Source organism: Nocardia sp. NPDC050712 (assembly GCF_040654295.1).
GTDB lineage: Bacteria > Actinomycetota > Actinomycetes > Mycobacteriales > Mycobacteriaceae > Nocardia.
Genome location: NZ_JBFAHT010000004.1, coordinates 121,379 through 139,246 on the forward strand (window position 1 = coordinate 121,379; position 17,868 = coordinate 139,246).

General features: G+C 69.6%; 16 protein-coding genes. 8 read left to right on the forward strand and 8 right to left on the reverse strand.

The features are described 5' to 3' along the window. Positions 1-105: 105 nt before the first annotated feature. The 3 genes from crtI (at position 106) to AB0H76_RS28690 (ending at position 4,320) form a co-directional block, all read left to right on the forward strand. Positions 106-1,683: a phytoene desaturase family protein gene (gene crtI, locus AB0H76_RS28680; RefSeq protein WP_357330133.1), complete on the forward strand. Its 1,578-nt coding sequence runs from the start codon at positions 106-108 to the stop codon at positions 1,681-1,683. 160 nt (positions 1,684-1,843) lie between these two features. Further along, a complete protein-coding gene (locus AB0H76_RS28685) occupies positions 1,844-3,418 on the forward strand; it encodes an alpha-(1->6)-mannopyranosyltransferase A (protein ID WP_357330910.1) in 1,575 nt (524 codons plus the stop codon). Then, positions 3,415-4,320 (forward strand): phytoene/squalene synthase family protein, encoded by a 906-nt coding sequence (locus AB0H76_RS28690; RefSeq protein WP_357330134.1) that lies wholly within the window; start codon positions 3,415-3,417, stop codon positions 4,318-4,320. Before AB0H76_RS28685 ends, AB0H76_RS28690 begins: the two co-directional genes overlap by 4 nt. On the opposite strand, the gene AB0H76_RS28695 is transcribed toward AB0H76_RS28690, so the two are convergent. Then, positions 4,321-4,689, reverse strand: a complete 369-nt coding sequence (locus AB0H76_RS28695; protein ID WP_357330135.1) for an Rv2175c family DNA-binding protein — start codon at positions 4,687-4,689, stop codon at positions 4,321-4,323. Between the two features lie 150 nt (positions 4,690-4,839). Here AB0H76_RS28695 and pknB point away from each other — a divergent pair, with 150 nt between their 5' ends. After that, complete coding sequence (gene pknB / locus AB0H76_RS28700) at positions 4,840-6,840, forward strand: Stk1 family PASTA domain-containing Ser/Thr kinase (protein ID WP_357330136.1); 2,001 nt, start codon at positions 4,840-4,842, stop codon at positions 6,838-6,840. 50 nt (positions 6,841-6,890) lie between these two features. On the opposite strand, the gene AB0H76_RS28705 is transcribed toward pknB, so the two are convergent. Beyond that, positions 6,891-8,279, reverse strand: coding sequence for a class II 3-deoxy-7-phosphoheptulonate synthase (locus tag AB0H76_RS28705; protein ID WP_357330137.1), 1,389 nt, complete (start codon positions 8,277-8,279; stop codon positions 6,891-6,893). 185 nt (positions 8,280-8,464) lie between these two features. Between AB0H76_RS28705 and AB0H76_RS28710 the strand changes: the two genes are divergently transcribed. Continuing rightward, positions 8,465-8,953, forward strand: a complete 489-nt coding sequence (locus tag AB0H76_RS28710; RefSeq protein ID WP_357330911.1) for a polyadenylate-specific 3'-exoribonuclease AS — start codon at positions 8,465-8,467, stop codon at positions 8,951-8,953. Positions 8,954-9,002: 49 nt separating this feature from the next. Here AB0H76_RS28710 and AB0H76_RS28715 read toward each other — a convergent pair whose 3' ends face one another. Beyond that, positions 9,003-10,178 carry an MFS transporter gene (locus AB0H76_RS28715; protein ID WP_357330138.1) on the reverse strand — a complete coding sequence of 392 codons (1,176 nt, stop codon included), beginning with the start codon at positions 10,176-10,178 and terminating at the stop codon, positions 9,003-9,005. A 54-nt stretch (positions 10,179-10,232) separates the two neighbouring features. Here AB0H76_RS28715 and AB0H76_RS28720 point away from each other — a divergent pair, with 54 nt between their 5' ends. Further along, complete coding sequence (locus AB0H76_RS28720) at positions 10,233-10,976, forward strand: helix-turn-helix transcriptional regulator (protein ID WP_357330139.1); 744 nt, start codon at positions 10,233-10,235, stop codon at positions 10,974-10,976. A 10-nt stretch (positions 10,977-10,986) separates the two neighbouring features. On the opposite strand, the gene AB0H76_RS28725 is transcribed toward AB0H76_RS28720, so the two are convergent. The 5 genes from AB0H76_RS28725 to AB0H76_RS28745 all read right to left on the reverse strand — a co-directional run bounded on the left by AB0H76_RS28725 (position 10,987) and on the right by AB0H76_RS28745 (position 16,104). Next, a complete protein-coding gene (locus AB0H76_RS28725; protein ID WP_357330140.1) occupies positions 10,987-11,592 on the reverse strand; it encodes a hypothetical protein in 606 nt (201 codons plus the stop codon). A gap of 168 nt (positions 11,593-11,760) precedes the next feature. Further along, the gene (locus AB0H76_RS28730; protein ID WP_357330141.1) at positions 11,761-13,380 is read right to left on the reverse strand and encodes a ubiquinol-cytochrome c reductase cytochrome b subunit; all 1,620 of its coding nucleotides are present in this window, start codon (positions 13,378-13,380) and stop codon (positions 11,761-11,763) included. After that, positions 13,377-14,552, reverse strand: a complete 1,176-nt coding sequence (locus AB0H76_RS28735; RefSeq protein WP_357330142.1) for a ubiquinol-cytochrome c reductase iron-sulfur subunit — start codon at positions 14,550-14,552, stop codon at positions 13,377-13,379. Before AB0H76_RS28735 ends, AB0H76_RS28730 begins: the two co-directional genes overlap by 4 nt. 20 nt (positions 14,553-14,572) lie before the next feature. Beyond that, complete coding sequence (locus AB0H76_RS28740) at positions 14,573-15,436, reverse strand: cytochrome c (RefSeq protein ID WP_357330143.1); 864 nt, start codon at positions 15,434-15,436, stop codon at positions 14,573-14,575. 56 nt (positions 15,437-15,492) lie between these two features. Then, positions 15,493-16,104, reverse strand: a complete 612-nt coding sequence (locus AB0H76_RS28745; RefSeq protein ID WP_357330144.1) for a heme-copper oxidase subunit III — start codon at positions 16,102-16,104, stop codon at positions 15,493-15,495. A 191-nt stretch (positions 16,105-16,295) separates the two neighbouring features. Here AB0H76_RS28745 and AB0H76_RS28750 point away from each other — a divergent pair, with 191 nt between their 5' ends. Further along, on the forward strand, positions 16,296-16,727 hold the full coding sequence (locus AB0H76_RS28750) for a ribonuclease E inhibitor RraB (RefSeq protein WP_357330145.1): 432 nt from the start codon (positions 16,296-16,298) through the stop codon (positions 16,725-16,727). 64 nt (positions 16,728-16,791) lie between these two features. After that, on the forward strand, positions 16,792-17,853 hold the full coding sequence (trpD, locus tag AB0H76_RS28755; RefSeq protein ID WP_357330146.1) for an anthranilate phosphoribosyltransferase: 1,062 nt from the start codon (positions 16,792-16,794) through the stop codon (positions 17,851-17,853). The last annotated feature ends 15 nt before the right edge of the window (positions 17,854-17,868 follow it).

Genomic DNA, 17,868 nt, shown 5'->3' on the forward strand with positions numbered 1-17,868 from the left:
CATCCCGGCACGTTCGGCCGGGATCCGGACGCCCACCACCACGGAACCGTCCGGGTCCCGGCTACAGCCATGCCGCGACGACGGCGGATCGCTGAGGAGATTTCGATGAAAACCGTTGCGGGACCGACCGATCGGGTCGTCGTGGTGGGTGCGGGCTTGTCCGGGCTCGCGGCGGCGCTGTACCTGACCGGAGCCGGGCGCACCGTCACCCTGCTCGAGCGCGCCGACCACGTCGGCGGGCGGGTCGGGGTGTATCGCGGGCCTGATTACGAGATCGACTCCGGCGCAACGGTTTTGACCCTGCCGGAACTGGTCGACGACGCGCTCGCGGCGGTCGGCCGCACCGCCGAGTCGTGCGGGCTGCGGATCCAGCAGCTGGCACCGAGCTATCACGCGCGCTTCGCCGACGGCGCCGACCTGCGGGTATACGCCGATGCCGAGACGATGGCCACCGAGGTCGCCCGGGTCTGCGGGCCGGACGAGGCGCGCCGCTACCGGCGGCTGCGGGACTGGCTGGCTCGGATCTACGCGGCCGAATTCACCGAGTTCATGGACACCAACTTCGATTCGCCGCTGGACATGGTGCGGCTGCCGCGCAAGCGGGCCGCGCTGCTGGAGCTGGTGCGGCTCGGCGGTTTCGGCCGCCTCGGCGCGCGGGTCGGGCGGTTCCTGCGGGATCCGCGGCTGGCCCGGCTGTTCACCTTCCAGGCGCTCTACGCCGGAATGCCGCCCAGCGCGGCGCTGGCGGTCTACGGCGCGATCCCGCACATGGACACCTCGCTCGGGGTGTACTTCCCCGAGGGCGGCATGCGCGCCGTCGCCGCGGCGATGGCCCGGGCGTTCACCGAGGCAGGCGGCACGCTGGAGCTGAACACCGAGGTGGTCGGCATCGACTACGCGGGCGGGCGGGCCAGGCGGGTCTGCCTCGCCGACGGCCGCGCCCTGGACTGCGACGCCGTCGTGCTGACCGCCGACCTCGGCTCGATCGAGCGCTTCGGCGTACCCCGCCGCCGGTGGCTGCGCGCCGCGCCGTCCGCGGTGGTCGCGCACGGCACGATTCCGGCCGAGGTAGCCGAGCGCTGGCCGGTGCAGGCACACCACACCATCGACTTCGGCGCGGCCTGGGATCAGACCTTCGCCGAGATCGCCGCCCGCCCGGGTCGCGGCCGGCTGATGAGCGATCCCTCGCTGCTGCTGACCCGGCCCGCGCTCACCGACCCCGGCCTCTACATCGCCCGCGCGGACGGCCGGCACGAGCCGTTCTCGCTGCTCGCGCCCTGCCCGAATCTGGCTGCCGCGGACCTCGATTGGGACCGGCTCGGACCGTCCTATCTGCGCGAGCTGCTGGACCTGCTGGAGCGGCGCGGGTACACCGGCATCGCCGCGCACTTCACCGTCGACCACCTCGACACACCGCGCACCTGGCAGGCGCAGGGCCTGCTGGCGGGCACGCCGTTCTCCGCCGCGCACCTGTTCCGGCAGACCGGTCCGTTCCGTTCGCGCAACCTTCCGCGCTCCAGCGACAACGTGGTTATCGCAGGTTGCGGCACCACGCCGGGCGTGGGCGTGCCCACCGTGCTGCTTTCGGGAAAACTAGCGGCAACCCGGATCACCGGCGCTGCCTGGCCCGCTCCGGATGAAACCGCACCTACCATGGCGCTAGGGTTCGCAGCGAAGCATTAAACTGATCGCCGACCTATTCGCTCGCGGTTGCGACCGCTGACCTTGCCGGGGGGACCGACACCACATGCCATCCCCGGACATGCGCGTCAGCATCGACACCCCGAGCATCCACACCAGCACCGGTCAGACCGTCGCGGCCCCGCGCCCCACGCGGTCCCGGATGCAGACCTACGCCGATTTCGTCCGCAGCCCCGAGGGGCACGCGGCCCTGATGGGTTTCGTCGGCGCCATCATGATCACCTTCGGCGGCTTCGGCGCGGGCAGCGTCCGCAAGGTCGACCCGCTGCTGGAGTCCTGGCACCTGTCCTGGCTGCGCTTCGGGCACGGGCTGGTGCTGTCGAGCATGTTCGTCTGGATCGGCGTGCTGCTCATGATCACCGCGTGGGTACGGCTGGGCCGCACCACCATCGGCACCGGCGACCGGCCCGGCGCCGAGGTCACGCTGAACGAGCTGCGCGCCATCGTCGGCATCTGGGTCTTCCCACTGCTGTTCGCGGCGCCCATGTTCAGCCGCGACGCCTACTCCTACCTGGCCCAGGGCGCGCTGCTGCGCGACGGCTTCGACCCCTACGCGGTCGGCCCGGTCGCCAATCCCGGTGTGCTGCTGGACAATGTGAGCCCGGTCTGGACCACCACCACCGCGCCCTACGGCCCGATCTTCCTGCTGCTCGCCCGCGGCATCACCGCCATCACCGGCGACAACGTCGTCGCGGGCACCATCGGACTGCGCCTGGTCATGCTGCCCGGGCTCGCGCTGATGATGTGGGCGGTGCCGTACATGACCAAGCACCTCGGCGGTAAGCCGACGGTCGCGCTGTGGCTGGCGGTGCTCAACCCACTGGTGCTGATCCACCTGATGGGCGGCGTGCACAACGAGATGCTGATGGTCGGCCTGATGTGCGCGGGCATCGCGCTGGTGCTGGAACGCCACCACGTGGCAGGCATCGTGGTGGTCGCCATCGGCGTCGCGATCAAGGCGACGGCGGGTATCGCGCTGCCCTTCCTGGTGTGGATCTGGATGCTGCACGAGAAGGAGAAGCGGGCCGCCGAACGCCTGGGCAAGGACGAGGACGACCCGGACCTCGTGGATTCGGACGCGGCCCGGCCCTCACCCGACATGCCGCACCCGGCGTTCGTCTTCGCCAAGATCGCGGGCCTGGGCCTGCTGGTCTTCGCGGCCGTCTTCGCCGCCGCCTCGCTGCTCGCCGGTGTCGGCATCGGCTGGCTGCAGGCGTTGCAGGGCTCCAACAAGATCGTCAACTGGCTCTCGCTGCCGACCATCCTGGCGCACATGGTCACCTGGGTGACCCCGCTGGACCGGGCGCCCGTGCTCGAGGTGACCCGCATGATGTGCGCGCTCGCGCTCGCGCTGGCGCTGCTGGTCACCTGGTGGCGGTTCCGGCACAGCGAACGCGAAGCCGTCCTGGGCATCATGATCGCGTTCGTGGCCATCGTCATCCTGTCCCCCGCGGCGCTGCCCTGGTACTACTCCTGGCCGCTGGCGCTGGCCGCCGGCTTCGCGCTGTCGACCACGACGCTGATGGTGCTGGTCGGCCTGTGCACCTGGCTGATGCTGGTCTTCCAGCCGGACGGTTCGATCGGGCTCTACAACGTCTGGCACGTCGCCGCCGCGACCTTCGCCGCCGTGGTGGCCGCGCTGTCGCTGCGCAAGGTGGACCCGCTGCGGTTGCGTGCCACCCCACCGCCCGCGGAAGATCCCGCCCCGCGGCCATGAGCCCGGGCCTCCTCGACACCGCCTACCAGGACTGCCGGCGGATCGCCGCCGCGCACGGGCGCACCTATTTCCTGGCCACCCGGCTGCTGGCGGCACCGCGCCGACCGGCCGTGCACGCGCTGTACGCGTTCGCCCGGCTGGTGGACGACCTCGTCGACGACGCCGGGCAGGTCACCGCCGACCACGGGGCCGCGGGGGAACTCGACCTGATCGAAAAGCGGCTGCGCACGGCCCTGGAGCAGGGCCCGGCCACGGTGTCGGATACGCCGGTGCTGTTCGCGCTGACCGACACGATCACGCGCTATGACATCGCGCCCCAGCACTTCTGGACGTTCCTGGATTCCATGCGCATGGACATCCCCGGCTCGGCGCACTACCGCGACCGCTACGCCGACCTGGCCGAACTACGCGAATACATGCGGGGTTCCGCGGCCGCGATCGGCCTGCAACTGCTGCCGGTGCTCGGCACCGTCGTTCCCCGCGCCGAGGCCGAACCGGCGGCCGCCGCTCTCGGCGAGGCCTTCCAGCTGACGAATTTCCTGCGCGATGTGGCCGAAGACCTGGATCGCGGGCGGGTCTACCTGCCCGCCGAGGATCTCACCGCGTTCGGCGTCGACCGCGAACTGCTCGCGCACTGCCGCCGCACCGGCCGGACCGATCAGCGGGTCCGGCGCGCGCTGGCGCATCTGATCGCGGTCAACCGCGACATCTATCGCCGCGCCGACCCCGGCATCGACCTGCTCGACCCGCGCGTGCGCCCCGCCATCCGCACCGCGAGCGTCCTCTACGCGGGGATACTCACCGAGATCGAACGCCGGGACTACGCCGTCTTCGAGAGCCGGGCCGTGGTCGGGGTGCCCAAGCGCCTGCGGGTCGCGGCGACCCAGCTCGTCCTGCGCTGATCAGAACGGGTCGGCGGCGGCCCGGCGGATGACCTCGCGGGCCAGCGGCCCGTGCAGGGCTTCGATGGGCTTACCGGGCAGGCTGTCGTCCTCGGTGAAGATCCATTCCAGGATCTCCTCGTCGGTGTACTTCGAGTCCCGCATCACGGTGATCAAGCCGGGCAGATGCTTGGTGACGCCGCCGTGCGGGTCGAAGAAGATCTCGGGAACACCGGCGACGCCGCCGCGCCGCAGCGCGATCAGTTCATGATCGCGCAGCATCTGGTGCACTCGGGTCACCGCGACGCCGAGCTTGTCGGCCACTTCGGGCAGTGGCAGCAGGGTCACCGACTCCGGAAGAACATCATCGCTGCAGGGAAAGGCACTCACCCCGATAACGGTAGCCGGTGCTCCCGAGCAGCTTGCGAGACACCCGGCAGTTGCCGAGAAACTGCTCGCGGCAGCCGCGGCTTCCCGCTCGAACACAGTTACCATCGTGGTGGCCGCACGGCGCGGACGATTGTTTTTGGAGGACATCACTTGATCGGGCAGATCCTGGAGGGGCGCTACCGGATTGACGCGCCGATCGCGCGGGGCGGGATGTCGACGGTCTTCCGCGGGGTGGATACCCGGCTGGACCGCCCGGTGGCGATCAAGGTGATGGATCCGAAGTTCGCGGGGGATCCGCAGTTCCTGTCGCGTTTCGAATTCGAGGCCCGCGCGGTCGCGAAACTCAAGCATCCGTCCCTGGTCGCGGTATACGACCAGGGCGTAGACGGCGATTACCCGTTCCTGATCATGGAACTGGTCGTCGGCGGGACCCTGCGGGAACTGCTGCGCGAACGCGGGCCGATGCCCCCGCACGCGGCGCGCGCGGTCGCCGAGCCGGTGCTCGAGGCGATCGGCGTCGCGCACGCGGCGGGGCTGGTGCACCGCGACATCAAGCCGGAGAACGTGCTGATCTCCGACGCCGGTGATGTCAAGATCGCCGATTTCGGTCTGGTCCGGGCCGTCGCGGCCGCCAACACCACCTCGGCGAGCGTGATCCTGGGTACCGCGGCGTATTTATCGCCGGAACAGGTCACCTCCGGGTCGGCCGACGCGCGCAGCGATGTCTACTCCTTCGGCGTGCTGATCTTCGAGCTGCTCACCGGGCGGGTGCCGTTCACCGGGGACACCTCGATCTCGGTGGCCTACCAGCGCATCGAGAAGGACGTGCCGCCGCCGAGCGAGTTCATCGCGGGCGTGCCGCCGGAGTTCGACGATCTGGTCGCCCGGGCCACCGCCCGCGATCCGCTGCATCGGTTCGCCGACGCGCGCGAGATGGCCGCCGAGCTGCGGGCCATCGCCGCCGATCTCGAGCTACCCCCGTATCGCGTGCCCGCGCCGCGGGAGTCGGCCGAGCACCTCAGTGCCGGATTCACCGCCGCCACCGATCTCGGTGGCCGCCAGGCCACCCCACCACCCGCGCCGCAGCCCCGGTACACGCCGGAACCGCAGCACCACACCAAGGTCGTCACCGCGGCGCGCTCGCGGGTGCCCGATTACGGGCCCGACAGCTACGACGACGGCTACGGCGCACCCGACAACGGCTACGACCGCACCGAGGTGCACGAGTACGCGCCGCCGCGCCGCGACGCCCAGCCCTACGGGGCCGGCCCGGTGAAGTCGCGGCGCACCGCCCTGGTGTGGGCCGCGATCGTGGTGGCCCTGACCCTGCTCGTCGGCATCGGCGGCTGGTGGCTCGGCGTCGGCCGGTACTCGCCGGTCCCGCCGGTCGCCGGCATGAACGTCGAGCAGGCGACCGCCGCGCTGCAGGACGCCGGATTCGACACCGAGACCAGGCAGAAGGCCTCCGACACGATTCCGGTCGGCGGCGTCGTCGGCACCGACCCCTCCGCCGGAGCCAAGGTGACCAAGGGGTCGCTGGTGTCGGTGCTGATCTCCAACGGCAAGCCGCGGGTGCCCGAGGTGGAACCCGGCGCCGAGGTCAAGAAGGTCAACCAGCTGATCCGCGACGCGGGCCTGCAACCCATCGACGCGGGCGAGGTCGGCAGCCCGCTGCCCAAGGGCAGCCTGGCGCGGGTCGAGCCCGGCCCCGGCACCGTTCTGCCGATGGGCGCGCAGGTGAAGGTCTACCGCAGCAACGGCGCCCCGCCGGTCAAGCTGCCCGACGTGCGCGGCAAGACCACCGAAGAGGCGACGACCGTGCTGACCAAGGCCGGCCTCAAGGTCAAGAACCAGCGCACCGAGTTCGACAAGTCGATCGAGGCCGGTCAGGTCATCGGGACCGATCCCGAGGCGGGCACCACGATCAACTCCGGTGAGTCGGTGACGTTGATCGTGTCCGACGCGGTGAAGATCCCGTTCCTGGTCGGCTCCAGCGTCGGCGACGCCCGCCAGAAGCTGGTCGCGCTCGGCTTCAAGGTGCAGGTGCAGTCGCTGACCGATTCCGACAGCTCGGTGGTCATCGGCCAGGCGCCCGGTGCGGGCAGCCGGGTCGAGCCGGGCAGCACGATCACCCTGACCGCGCTCCCCTGACAACGAAAGAAGCGGGGCACCTCGGTGCCCCGCTTCGTCGAATACTGGTGTCAGCGCAGCATTTCCGCGACCAAGAACGCGAGCTCCAGCGACTGCTGGGTGTTCAGGCGTGGGTCGCAGGCCGTCTCGTAGCGGTCGTTGAGATCCAGATCCGAGATGTCCTGCGCGCCACCGAGGCATTCGGTGACGTCCTCGCCGGTCAGCTCGATGTGCAGGCCGCCCGGGTGGGTGCCCAGCGCGTGGTGCACCTCGAAGAAGCCCTGCACCTCGTCGACGATGCGGTCGAAGTGGCGGGTCTTGAAACCGGTGGACGCCTCGTGGGTGTTGCCGTGCATCGGGTCGCACTGCCAGATCACCTGGTGGCCGGTGGCCTGTACCTTCTCGATGATCGGCGGCAGGGCGTCGCGCACCTTGCCGTTGCCCATCCGCGAGACGATGGTCAAGCGGCCCGGCTCGTTGTTCGGGTCCAGCCGCTCCACGTACTCCACCGCCTGCTCGGGGGTGGTGCTCGGGCCGATCTTCAGGCCGATCGGGTTCGCCAGCAGCTCCGCGAAGGCGATGTGCGCGCCGTCGAGCTGGCGGGTGCGCTCACCGATCCACAGGAAGTGCGCGGACAGGTCGTAGAGGGTCGGCTCGCCGGTGGCCGGGTTCTCGCCCAGGCGCAGCATCGCGCGCTCGTAATCGAGCACCAGCGCCTCGTGGCTGGCGTAGATGCGCGCGGACTGCAGGCTCGGGTCGTTGACCCGGCAGGCGTTCATGAAGGCCAGGCCGCGGTCGATCTCCTCGGCCAGGGCCTCGTAGCGGGCACCGGCCGGGGACTGGGCGACGAAATCGCGGTTCCAGTCGTGCACCTTGTGCAGGTCGGCCATGCCGGCGCTGGTCAGCGCGCGCACCAGGTTCATCGCGGCGCTGGCGTTGGCGTAGGCGCGGACCAGGCGCGACGGGTCGTGCGCCCGCAGCTTCTGGTCGGCGACCAGCGAGTTGACCATGTCGCCGCGGTAGGAGGTCAGGCCGAGCGCGTCGGTGTCGGAGGACCGCGGCTTGGCGTACTGGCCGGCGATCCGCGCCACCTTCACCACCGGCAGGCTGGCGCCGTAGGTCAGCACCACCGCCATCTGCAGCAGGGTGCGGATATTGCCGCGGATGTGCGGCTCGGTGTTGTCGGCGAAGGTTTCCGCGCAGTCACCACCCTGCAGCAGGAACGCCTCACCGCGCGCCACCTCGGCCAGCCGCGCGCGCAGCTCCTCCACCTCGGCGGGCACACAGATCGGCGGCACGCTCTCCAGCACAGTGCGCATCTTCGCCGCCTGTTCCGGATCCCACGACGGCTGCTGTAGCGCGGGGCGGGCCAACGCGTCGTCCAGCCGCCTGCGCAGTTCCACGGGCAGCGGCGGGAGTTCCGGCAAGCGGTCGATGGGTACGTCGACGGTCCAGTTCACGAGATTCAGAATACGGACCCCTCGGGGGGTGGAGATACCCGGAGGTGGTGCTGGATCGACGCACCTTGGTGTGGGGAATCCGCACCTGGGTGGGGCTTGCGGCAAACGGCGGGCACATCCCGCATAGGGTTGGGGCCAACCGGCACAGGCCACTGTCGACGTGATCCAGGAGAGAGGCGATCTCGCTGAGGTATTTTTATGATTGCGAGTTCATCGAGGACGGCCAGACGATCGACCTGGTGTCGATCGGCGTCGTCTGCGAGGACGGCCGCGAATACTACGCGGTATCAACCGAATTCGATTCGGGGCGGGCCGGGCCGTGGGTGCGCAAGCATGTGTTGCCGCTGTTGCCGCCGCCCGCGTCGCCGCTGTGGCGCAGTCGTGCGCAGATTCGCGACGAGCTCTACAAGTTCCTGGTGCCGCGCTCTACTGTGCAGCCCGAGTTGTGGGCGTGGGTTTCGGCGTATGACCATGTGGCGCTGTGCCAGCTGTGGGGGTCGATGATCGATCTGCCGACCACGTTGCCGCGCTACACCAATGAGTTGCGTCAGCATTGGGAGGCGCATGGTCGCGTGGAGTTGCCGCCGATTCCGCCGGACGCGCACGATGCCCTCGCCGACGCGCGCCACAATCTGGCGAAGTTCGAGGCGATCGAGGCGGCTCGGCGCCGCTGAGCGAGTGCGTGGCGAGGCCCCGAGCCGGTTCCTGCTCGGGGCCTCGTGTTCAGACAGCCGCGGGTGATTCGAGGTCGGCCGGGTGTGGATCGGGGCGGGGCAGCAACAGCGCCGGCAGCAGGGCGGCGAGCGGCACCGCGCACAGGACGGTCAGCACGGCCTGCGGTCCGTGCCGATCGGCGAGTGCGCCGAGCAGCGGCACGAACAACCCGCCCGCGCTGACCGCGAGCCCGAGGGTCACGCCCGCGGCGGTGCCGGGCCGGGCGGGCAGATAGTCCTGGCCGAGTTTGACCACGACGGCGAACGGCAGATTCACGGCCACCCCGGCCAGCACCGCGAACGCCACCGCCGGCTCCGGGTCCGGCACCAGGCGGAGCGCGATCAGCACGGGAACCGCCGCGGCGCAACCGATCCGGATCGTGGGCAGCATCCCGATCCGATCCGCCAGCCGCCCGCCGGCCAGCGTGCCCAGCACGCCGCCGACCAGGAACGCGGTCAGCGCGACACCACCGAGGAAGGGCGTGGCGTCCAGCTGCACGATCCAGTACAGGGCGAGGAACGTGGTGATCCCGATCCCGACGACCGAACGAATAACCGCCACCGCGGTCAGCAGCAGGAACGGCGACCAGCGGTCCCGGCCCAGCGCCTCGGCCCCGATCTCCGGGTACACGCCCCGCCGCTGCTGATGCCGCCACAGGACGAAGGCCATCAGTACCGCGGGCGGGATGAACAGCGCCCCGGCCTCCGCACCCCACGCGAGGAGCGCGGGAGTGATCAGCGCCGGCGCCAGGAAGAAGCCGATGCTGCCGCCCGCGGCGAACAGGCTCATGGCACCGGCACTTCCGCCCGCCGCGCGGCGGGCGTCCCGTCCGGCGGCGGGGTGGAAGGCCGCCACGCCCACCCCCGAAATCAGCAGCAGTGCCCAGACCAGCGGGTACCCGGGTGCCGAACCCGCGAGACCGGCTCCGGTTCCGGCGATCAGCAACCCGGCGGGAGCCAGCCAGAGCAACCGCCGGCGATCGACCAGGATCCCCAGAAACGGCTGCGGCAGCGAGCTTCCCAGCGTCGCCGCCAGCGCGAGACCGGACGCGGCGGCATAGCTGTAGTCCCGCTCCAGCACGAAGAACGGGATGCTCGCGGGCACCAGCCCCTGATAGAAATCGCAGACCACATGCGCGGAAACCCAGTACCGCATACGTTTCCACGCCGACTCGACTTTCAGCATGGAGCCAGCGTAGGAAGCCGAGCGGGTTGCGGGCTTCCGATAAAATGCCAATCTATGTCGGAACTCCGCCACACCATTCCGGCACCGACCACGGTGCGGAGACTCGACCGGGGATCACACATCGCCCGCCACCGGCATACCGAGCATCAACTCGTCTACGCCAGCTCGGGCGCGGCCGAGGTCCGGACCGATAGCGGCCGCTGGATCGCGCCACCGGATCGAGCGATCTGGATTCCCGCCGGGTCCTGGCACGAGCATCAGTTCTACGGCCCCACCCGGTTCCACCTGGTCGCGTTCCCGTCCGAGCGGTCGCGGGACTGGGCTGTGCCGACAGTCGTCGCCACCACCCCGCTGATGCGCGAACTGGTGATCGCCTGCTCGGTGTCCCAGGAACTGCCCGCCGCGGAACACGAACGCATGCAACAGGTCCTGCTCGACCAGTTGCGCCGCAGCCCGCGGCAACAGTTACAGCTGCCCGCCGCCCGCGACGAACGGTTGCGGCAGGCCTGCGCACAGGTGGAACAGGATCTCTCCGTCACGTGGACCCTCGCCGAGCTGGCGCGCCGGGCCGGCGCCGGGGAACGCACCCTGACCAGACTGTTCCGCACCGAACTCGGCATGACCTACCCGCAGTGGCGTACGCAGCTGCGCCTGCACAACGCGGTCCGGTTGCTCGCGGAGGGGCTGCCGGTCACCACCGTCGCCCACCGCTGCGGCTGGGCCACGGCCAGCGCGTTCATCGACGTCTATCGAGCCACCCTCGGTCACACGCCGGGGCGCTCACACCCGCGGACCTGAACGCGCGGGCTCAGAGCAGGAAGGGGAAGACCGTCAGATCGTTGGCGGCGATTCCGGCACCGGCCGCCGCGCCGATTCCGGCGCCCGCACCCGCACCCGCCGTGCTGCCGAGCACCGCGCCGATGACGCCACCGGCGGCCGCGCCGATCAGGACGCCCGGCACCGCACCGACGCCCGCACCGGCACCCGCGCCGATCAGACCGCCGGCGACCGCGCCTACCCCGATGCCGACGACCGCGCCGCCCACACCGCCCAGCCCGGTGCCGAGCGCGGTGCCGATACCGGCGCCCACGGCGGCGCCGTTCTCCTGGGGCGTGTAATACCGGATCGGCTGCGCCGCAACCGGCTGCGCGACCTCGGCGATCGGCTCGCCGACCTCCGGCAGATAGTGCGCGAGCGCCTGAATGACCGGCGGCTGCCGCACTTCGCCGGCAACGGCGTCCAGAACGGGCACGGCCGGCGCGGGCTGCACGGTGCCCGTCGCGGCGACCGGCTGCGCCGACGCGGTGCCAGCCGCGCACACCAGCGTCATCGCCGAGGGCACCGCGACCGCGGCCATCGTCCGAAGCACGGTGGAACCCTCGGACACTCGTCTATGGCGGCCAGAAGTGGTCATCGGAACAGATTAATGAAGCCGACCGCCCGCGGAATCGAAGTATGCGCACCGTCACGAAACCGCGGGATCGTGCGCGAATATGCCTGCCATCACACCTCGGCGCCCCTACCCGCGAACGACGAAGGCCCCGAGTCGTTTCCGACTCGGGGCCTTACGTCTACCGGCCGATCAGTGGCCGGACTTGCCTTCGAGCGCCTTCTGCTGCGCCTTCGCCAGGGCGGCGAGCTGCTTGTGCTCCTCGGCCTCCTCGGCCTCGAAGTGCGCTTCGCTCTCCTGCCACGGATCCGGCCGCAGGAACGAACCGGTGCCCGGCTTGCCGGCGGCACCCAGCTTGTTCATCTTCTTGGGCACCTGCGCGCCCTGGTACTCCAGCGGGAGCGGGTGGCCGTGGTCGTCGACCGGGCCCAGCGGCTGGTGCACCTCGATGTACTCGCCGTGCGGCAGTCGCTTGATCACGCCGGTCTCGATGCCGTGCTCGAGCACCGCGCGGTCGCTGCGCTGCAGACCCAGGCAGAACCGGTAGGCGATGTAGTACGCCAGCGGCGGCACCACCAGCAGGCCGATGCGGCCGGCCCAGGTGGTCGCGTTCAGCGAGATGTCGAACTTCAACGCCAGGATGTCGTTGACGCAGGACAGGGTCAGCACCAGGTAGAACGCGATGGCCATGGAGCCGATCGCGGTCCGCACCGGCACGTCGCGCGGACGCTGCAGCAGGTTGTGCGCCGCGGTGTCGCCGGTGAGCCGCTTCTCGATCCACGGGTAGGCGATCAGCAGCGTGAACACCAGGCCCATGATCATCGCGACCCAGAACACGGCCGGAACCGTGTACCTGCCGAGGTAGAGCTCCCACGGTGGCATCAGACGCGCCATACCGTCGGTCCACATCATGTAGAAGTCGGGCTGTGAACCCGCCGAGACCTGGGATGGGTTGTACGGACCCAGGTTCCAGATCGGGTTGATCTGCAGCACACCGCCCATGATGCCGATGACGCCGAGGGTGAAGGCGAAGAACGCGCCCTGATCGGCGGCGAACACCGGGATGATGCGGGCGCCGACCACGTTGTTCTCGGTGCGGCCCGGTCCGGGGAACTGGGTGTGCTTCTGGTACCAGACCAGCGCCACGTGCGCGGCGATCAGCGCGAGGATGATGCCGGGCAGCAGCAGCACGTGCGCGATGAACAGGCGCGGGATGATGATGGTGCCGGGGAAATCGCCACCGAAGATCAGCCAGTGCATCCAGGTGCCGACGATCGGGATACCCATGGTGATACCGCCGAACGCGGCGCGCAGGCCGGTACCGGAGAGCAGATCGTCGGGCAGCGAGTAACCGAAGAAGCCTTCGAACATCGCCAGGATCAGCAGCAGCGAGCCGATCACCCAGTTCGCCTCACGCGGCTTGCGGAACGCGCCGGTGAAGAAGATGCGGAACAGGTGCACGATGATCGACGCCGCGAACAGCAGCGCGGCCCAGTGATGCACCTGGCGGACGAACAGGCCGCCACGCACCTCGAAGGAGATCTCCAGCGAGGTCTCGTAGGCGCGCGACATGGTGACGCCGCGCAGCGGCTGGTAGGCGCCGTTGTAGACGACCTCGCTCATCGACGGATCGAAGAACAGGGTCAGGTACACACCCGACAGCAGCAGGATGATGAAGCAGTACAGCGCGATCTCACCCAGCAGGAACGACCAGTGCGTCGGGAAGACCTTGTTGATCGACCGCTTCGCGAACGCCGCGGCGCGATACCGCTCGTCCATCTCGTTGGCTTGGGCTCCAGCAGCAGGACTCATGAACGACGCTCCCAGAAGGCCGGTCCGAGCGGCTCGATGAAGTCGCCGGCAGCGACCAGGTAGCCCTCGGAGTTGACGGTGATCGGCAGCTGCGGCAGCGCGCGAGCGGCAGGACCGAAGACCGGCTTGCCCCACTCGGTCGCCAGGAACTGCGACTGGTGGCAGGGGCACAGAATCCGGTTGGTCTGCTGCTCGAACAGCGAGGTGGGGCAGCCGAGATGGGTGCAGATCTTCGAGTAGGCGAAGTAGTCGCCGTAGTTGAAGCTCTCCTGGCCCTTGCGCTTGATCGCCTTCTCGGCGTCCGCGGTGCGCAGCCGGATCAGCATGACCGAGTTGCGGATACCGCGCAGCGACTGCAGCGTCGCGTGCTCGTCACCGCGCCACTTCTCTTTCCACGGGAACACCGTCTCCATGGAGCCCGCGTCCAGATCCTCCGGGCGCACCAGGACGATGTCCTCGGGGCGGCCGGTGTCGCGGCGGATGTAGATGGTCTCGCCCTCGTGGTCCGGGGTCCAGCCGGAGACCCACAGCGGCGACTTGTCGCCCTTGGCCCACGGGTTCTTGATCAGACCACCGGCGAAGACCAGCAGCGAACCGACGCCGAGGATGCCGAGACCGGCGCCCGCGGTTCGGGTGATCATCTTGCGGCGGGCCAGCGTGGAGGTTTCCAGCGAGTCGCTGAGCTGGGCCACCAGGGTGCGGCGCTCGACCTCGGGCGACGGCCCGTCGTGCCGGTCCTGGATGGACAGCTCGGCGGGGATGAACTTCTTGCGGATCAGCACCACCGCGACGCCGATGACCAGCACCGCGATACCGAAGGTGAGACCGACCAGCGGGGTGAACAGCGCGTAGGTGGAGTGACCCTCCTCGTTCTTGCCCTTGAATTCCCAAGGCCAGAACAGGAACACGCCCACCAGGGCGGCCGCGGAGATCGCGGAGACGGCGAACCAGAAGCTCACCTCGCGCTCGGCGCGCTTCTCGGCCCGGGTGCCCGGGATCGGGAAACGCTCGCGGCGGTAGGCGACGTCGACGCCGTCGCGCAGGGTGCCGAGCTTGACCAGCTCGTCCCGCGACATCGCGTCGAGTTCGGCCTCGGTGTAATCACGATTGACATCGAGCTCGTGCGTCACTGCCGCCAGCTCGTTGTCATGGCCCTCATCCGGCCGACCCATGTCGTTTGGCTCCTTGTCGGTCATGATCGGGATCCGATCCACATCGCGGCACCGACGATCGCGACGATGCCGATCACCCACGCGGCCAGACCCTCGGTCGCGGGACCGAAACCACCCAGGTCCCAGCCGCCGGGCGCGGATTCCTCGTCGGCGTTGCGGACGTAGGCGACGATGTCGCGCTTCTCCTCCGGCGTCAGCTGCCGGTCGGAGAACTTCGGCATGTTCTCGGGGCCGGTGAGCATCGCGGCGTAGATCTGCTGCTCGTTGGCCTCGTTCAACGGCGGCGCGTACTTACCGGAGGACAGCGCGCCGCCCCGGCCGGTGAAGTTGTGGCAGGAGGCGCAGTTCATCCGGAACAGCTCCGAACCGCGGGCGACGTCGGGGCCGCGCAGCGATTCCTGCGCGATCTCGCCGTTGGCGTCGCGCACGACGCTCGGGCCGCCGCCGTTGGCGGCGATGTAGGCCATCAGCGCGTCGGTCTGCGCGGCGTCGAACTTCTCCGGCTTGCGCGGGGCCTGAGCCTGGTTGGCGGCCAGCGGCATACGGCCGGTCGACACCTGGAAGTACACCGCCGCGTCGCCGACGCCGATGAGGCTCGGACCGCGGTCGTTGATGCCCTGCAGGTTGGCGCCGTGGCAGGTGATGCAGGACGTGTCGTAGAGCTGCTTGCCCTCGCGGATCAGCGCCGACTGGTCTTCGTGGGCCGTGGCGACCTGCGGCTCCGGCGTGAGGGCCGTGGCCAGGAAACCGGCTCCGACGAGACCGATCAGCAGCGCGAGTCCGCCAGCGATGCGCCTACGGAGCCGCCGCTGCTTACGGACCTTGGAAGCATTGCCATTCCCGGGGCTGGCGGGCTCTGGCGCTGACGGGGGAGATGAACTCATCTGTGTCCCTTTGGAGTAGACGGAACCGACGTGTACGAAGCTGGGGTCTCGCCCGCTCAGCGGACGAAGTAGATCGTGGCGAACAGCCCGATCCAGACGATGTCGACGAAGTGCCAGTAGTACGAGACCACGATCGCGGCGGTCGCCTGCGCGGGAGTGAACTTACTGACCTTGGTACGCAGCAGCAGGAACACGAACGCGATCAGGCCGCCGATCACGTGCAGGCCGTGGAAGCCGGTGGTCATGTAGAAGACCGAACCGTAGGCGCTGCTGGAGATCGAGGTGCCCTCGTGGACCAGGTGGTAGTACTCGTAGCCCTGACCGGCCACGAAGAACGCGCCCATCGCCAGGGTGATGACGTACCAGCGGCGCAGGCCGAACACGTCGCCGCGCTCGGCCGCGAACACGCCCATCTGGCAGGTGAACGAGGAAGCGACCAGCACCGCCGTGACCGGCACGGCGAGGGTCAGATTCAGCTCGGTCGGCTCCGGCGGCCAGTTGCCGTGTGCCTGCGCGCGCGCGACGAAATACATGGCGAACAGGCCGGCAAAGAACATCAGCTCGCTGGACAGCCAGATGATGGTACCGACGCTGACCATGTTGGGCCGGTTCAGCGAATGCACACGCTGAGTAATGGCCGATCCTGGGGTGCCTACTGCGGTCGTCACGCCGGTAAGTATGACTCGTCGTAGTACGACACAAGTACCCGGGTGCGAAACTTGTCGGTCCGTGTCGGAAAACGCACGGACAGAGCGGCTCTCACCCCGGCGTCGGCGTGTCTGTGTTTACGCAGGACGCGCGGGTGTTTGCGCAGGATGAACGCGCCAAGCATGACAGGCTGCGCTGAGGAATTGCTGAGATGGAGGTCTCTGTGGCTGGACTGTTTCGACGGCTGTTCGGACGGGCCGCACCGGCCGCGTTGGATCCGGACCGGTCGGATCTGGTGGTCGTCGTCGCGAGTTTCGATGACGCGGAGGCGTGTTCGGCGGCGCTGGGACGCGCGACCGGGTGGGTCCCGGAGGCGCCCGCGGTCCTGCGTCATCATCTGCGAATTCCCGCCGACCAGGTCGGGCGTGTCCGGGAGATCGCCGCGCAGGACGGATACCGGCCCGGGGTCACCGAGCCGACCGGCGACGACGACCTCGAAGCCCTGGTCCTGCAGCGGGTCCAGGTGCTCGACGCCCTGCATTGCGCACAGGAGAAATCCCGGATGGCCGGGCTCGCGCAGCGCCACGACGGCAGCGCCGACGGCTGGGACGCGCTGCAGCCCAGCGCCGAACCCGGGGAATAAGGGCTGGCCCGATAGGCTGCATCGGGACAGACTGGTGGGTGTACCAGTAATAGGAGTAAAGGACATGAGCGTGCGCAGCTGGCCACAGGTATTGGGGACCCTCGCCGATGGCGATGACCTGGCGGCCGACGACACGACCTGGGCGATGAACGAGATCATGTCCGACAACGCGACCTCGGCGCAGATCGCCGCGTTCGGTGTCGCGATGAAGATCAAGGGCCCGACGCCCGCCGAGCTCGGCGGCCTGGCCTCGGGGATGCTCTCGCACGCGCGCCTGGTGCACGTCGACGGTGACGCCGTCGACATCGTCGGCACCGGCGGGGACCGCTCCGGCTCGGTGAACATCTCCACCATGTCCTCGATCGTGGTCGCCGCGGCGGGTGTGCCCGTGGTCAAGCACGGCAACCGCGCCGCCTCGTCCAAGAGCGGCGGCGCCGACGTCCTCGAAGCGCTCGGCGTGAAGCTGAATCTCGGCCCCGAGGCCGTAGCCACCTGTGTGCGCGAGGCCGGCATCGGCTTCTGTTTCGCCCCGGTGTTTCATCCGGCCCTGCGCTTCGCGGGTGCGGCCCGTAAAGAAATAGGCATCCCCACCGTCTTCAACATCCTCGGCCCGCTGACCAACCCGGCGCAGCCGCGCGCGGGCCTGGTCGGCTGCGCCTTCGCCGACCTGATCCCGGTGATCGCCGGTGTCTTCGCCGAACGCGGCGCCAGCGCCCTGGTGGTGCGCGGCAACGACGGCCTGGACGAGATCACCACCTCCGACACCACCGCCGCCTGGATCGTCTCCGGCGGCAGCCTGCGCGAAACCGTCATCGACCCGACCCGCCTCGGCATCCCGCGCGTCCACCTGGATGCCCTGCGCGGCGGCGACGCCGAGACCAACGCGGGTATCGCCCGCGCGGTCTTCGCCGGCGAGGCCGGTCCGGTCCGCGACGCGGTGCTGGTCAACTCCGCCGCCGCGATCGTCGCCTACGACTGGTCACGCGGTGACGGCGATCCCGGCGCCGATATCCACGCGGCCCTCGCCGCCGGCCTCGAACGCGCCGCCGCCGCCATCGACACCGGGAAATCGGCCGCGCTGCTGGACAGCTGGGCCAAGCTCACCAACACCCTCGGCGAGAACTGAACTCGCACAGGTACT

What these genes read in the sequence shown, in the direction of transcription:
- crtI (WP_357330133.1), top strand. Translation starts at nt 106, where the DNA reads ATGAAAACCGTTGCGGGACCGACCGATCGGGTCGTCGTGGTGGGTGCG.
- AB0H76_RS28735 (WP_357330142.1), bottom strand. Translation starts at nt 14,552, where the DNA reads ATGGGTCGGCCGGATGAGGGCCATGACAACGAGCTGGCGGCAGTGACG.
- AB0H76_RS28715 (WP_357330138.1), bottom strand. Translation starts at nt 10,178, where the DNA reads ATGCTGAAAGTCGAGTCGGCGTGGAAACGTATGCGGTACTGGGTTTCC.
- AB0H76_RS28685 (WP_357330910.1), top strand. Translation starts at nt 1,844, where the DNA reads ATGCAGACCTACGCCGATTTCGTCCGCAGCCCCGAGGGGCACGCGGCC.
- trpD (WP_357330146.1), top strand. Translation starts at nt 16,792, where the DNA reads ATGAGCGTGCGCAGCTGGCCACAGGTATTGGGGACCCTCGCCGATGGC.
- AB0H76_RS28720 (WP_357330139.1), top strand. Translation starts at nt 10,233, where the DNA reads ATGTCGGAACTCCGCCACACCATTCCGGCACCGACCACGGTGCGGAGA.
- AB0H76_RS28730 (WP_357330141.1), bottom strand. Translation starts at nt 13,380, where the DNA reads ATGAGTCCTGCTGCTGGAGCCCAAGCCAACGAGATGGACGAGCGGTAT.
- AB0H76_RS28740 (WP_357330143.1), bottom strand. Translation starts at nt 15,436, where the DNA reads ATGAGTTCATCTCCCCCGTCAGCGCCAGAGCCCGCCAGCCCCGGGAAT.
- AB0H76_RS28690 (WP_357330134.1), top strand. Translation starts at nt 3,415, where the DNA reads ATGAGCCCGGGCCTCCTCGACACCGCCTACCAGGACTGCCGGCGGATC.
- AB0H76_RS28750 (WP_357330145.1), top strand. Translation starts at nt 16,296, where the DNA reads ATGGAGGTCTCTGTGGCTGGACTGTTTCGACGGCTGTTCGGACGGGCC.
- AB0H76_RS28725 (WP_357330140.1), bottom strand. Translation starts at nt 11,592, where the DNA reads ATGACCACTTCTGGCCGCCATAGACGAGTGTCCGAGGGTTCCACCGTG.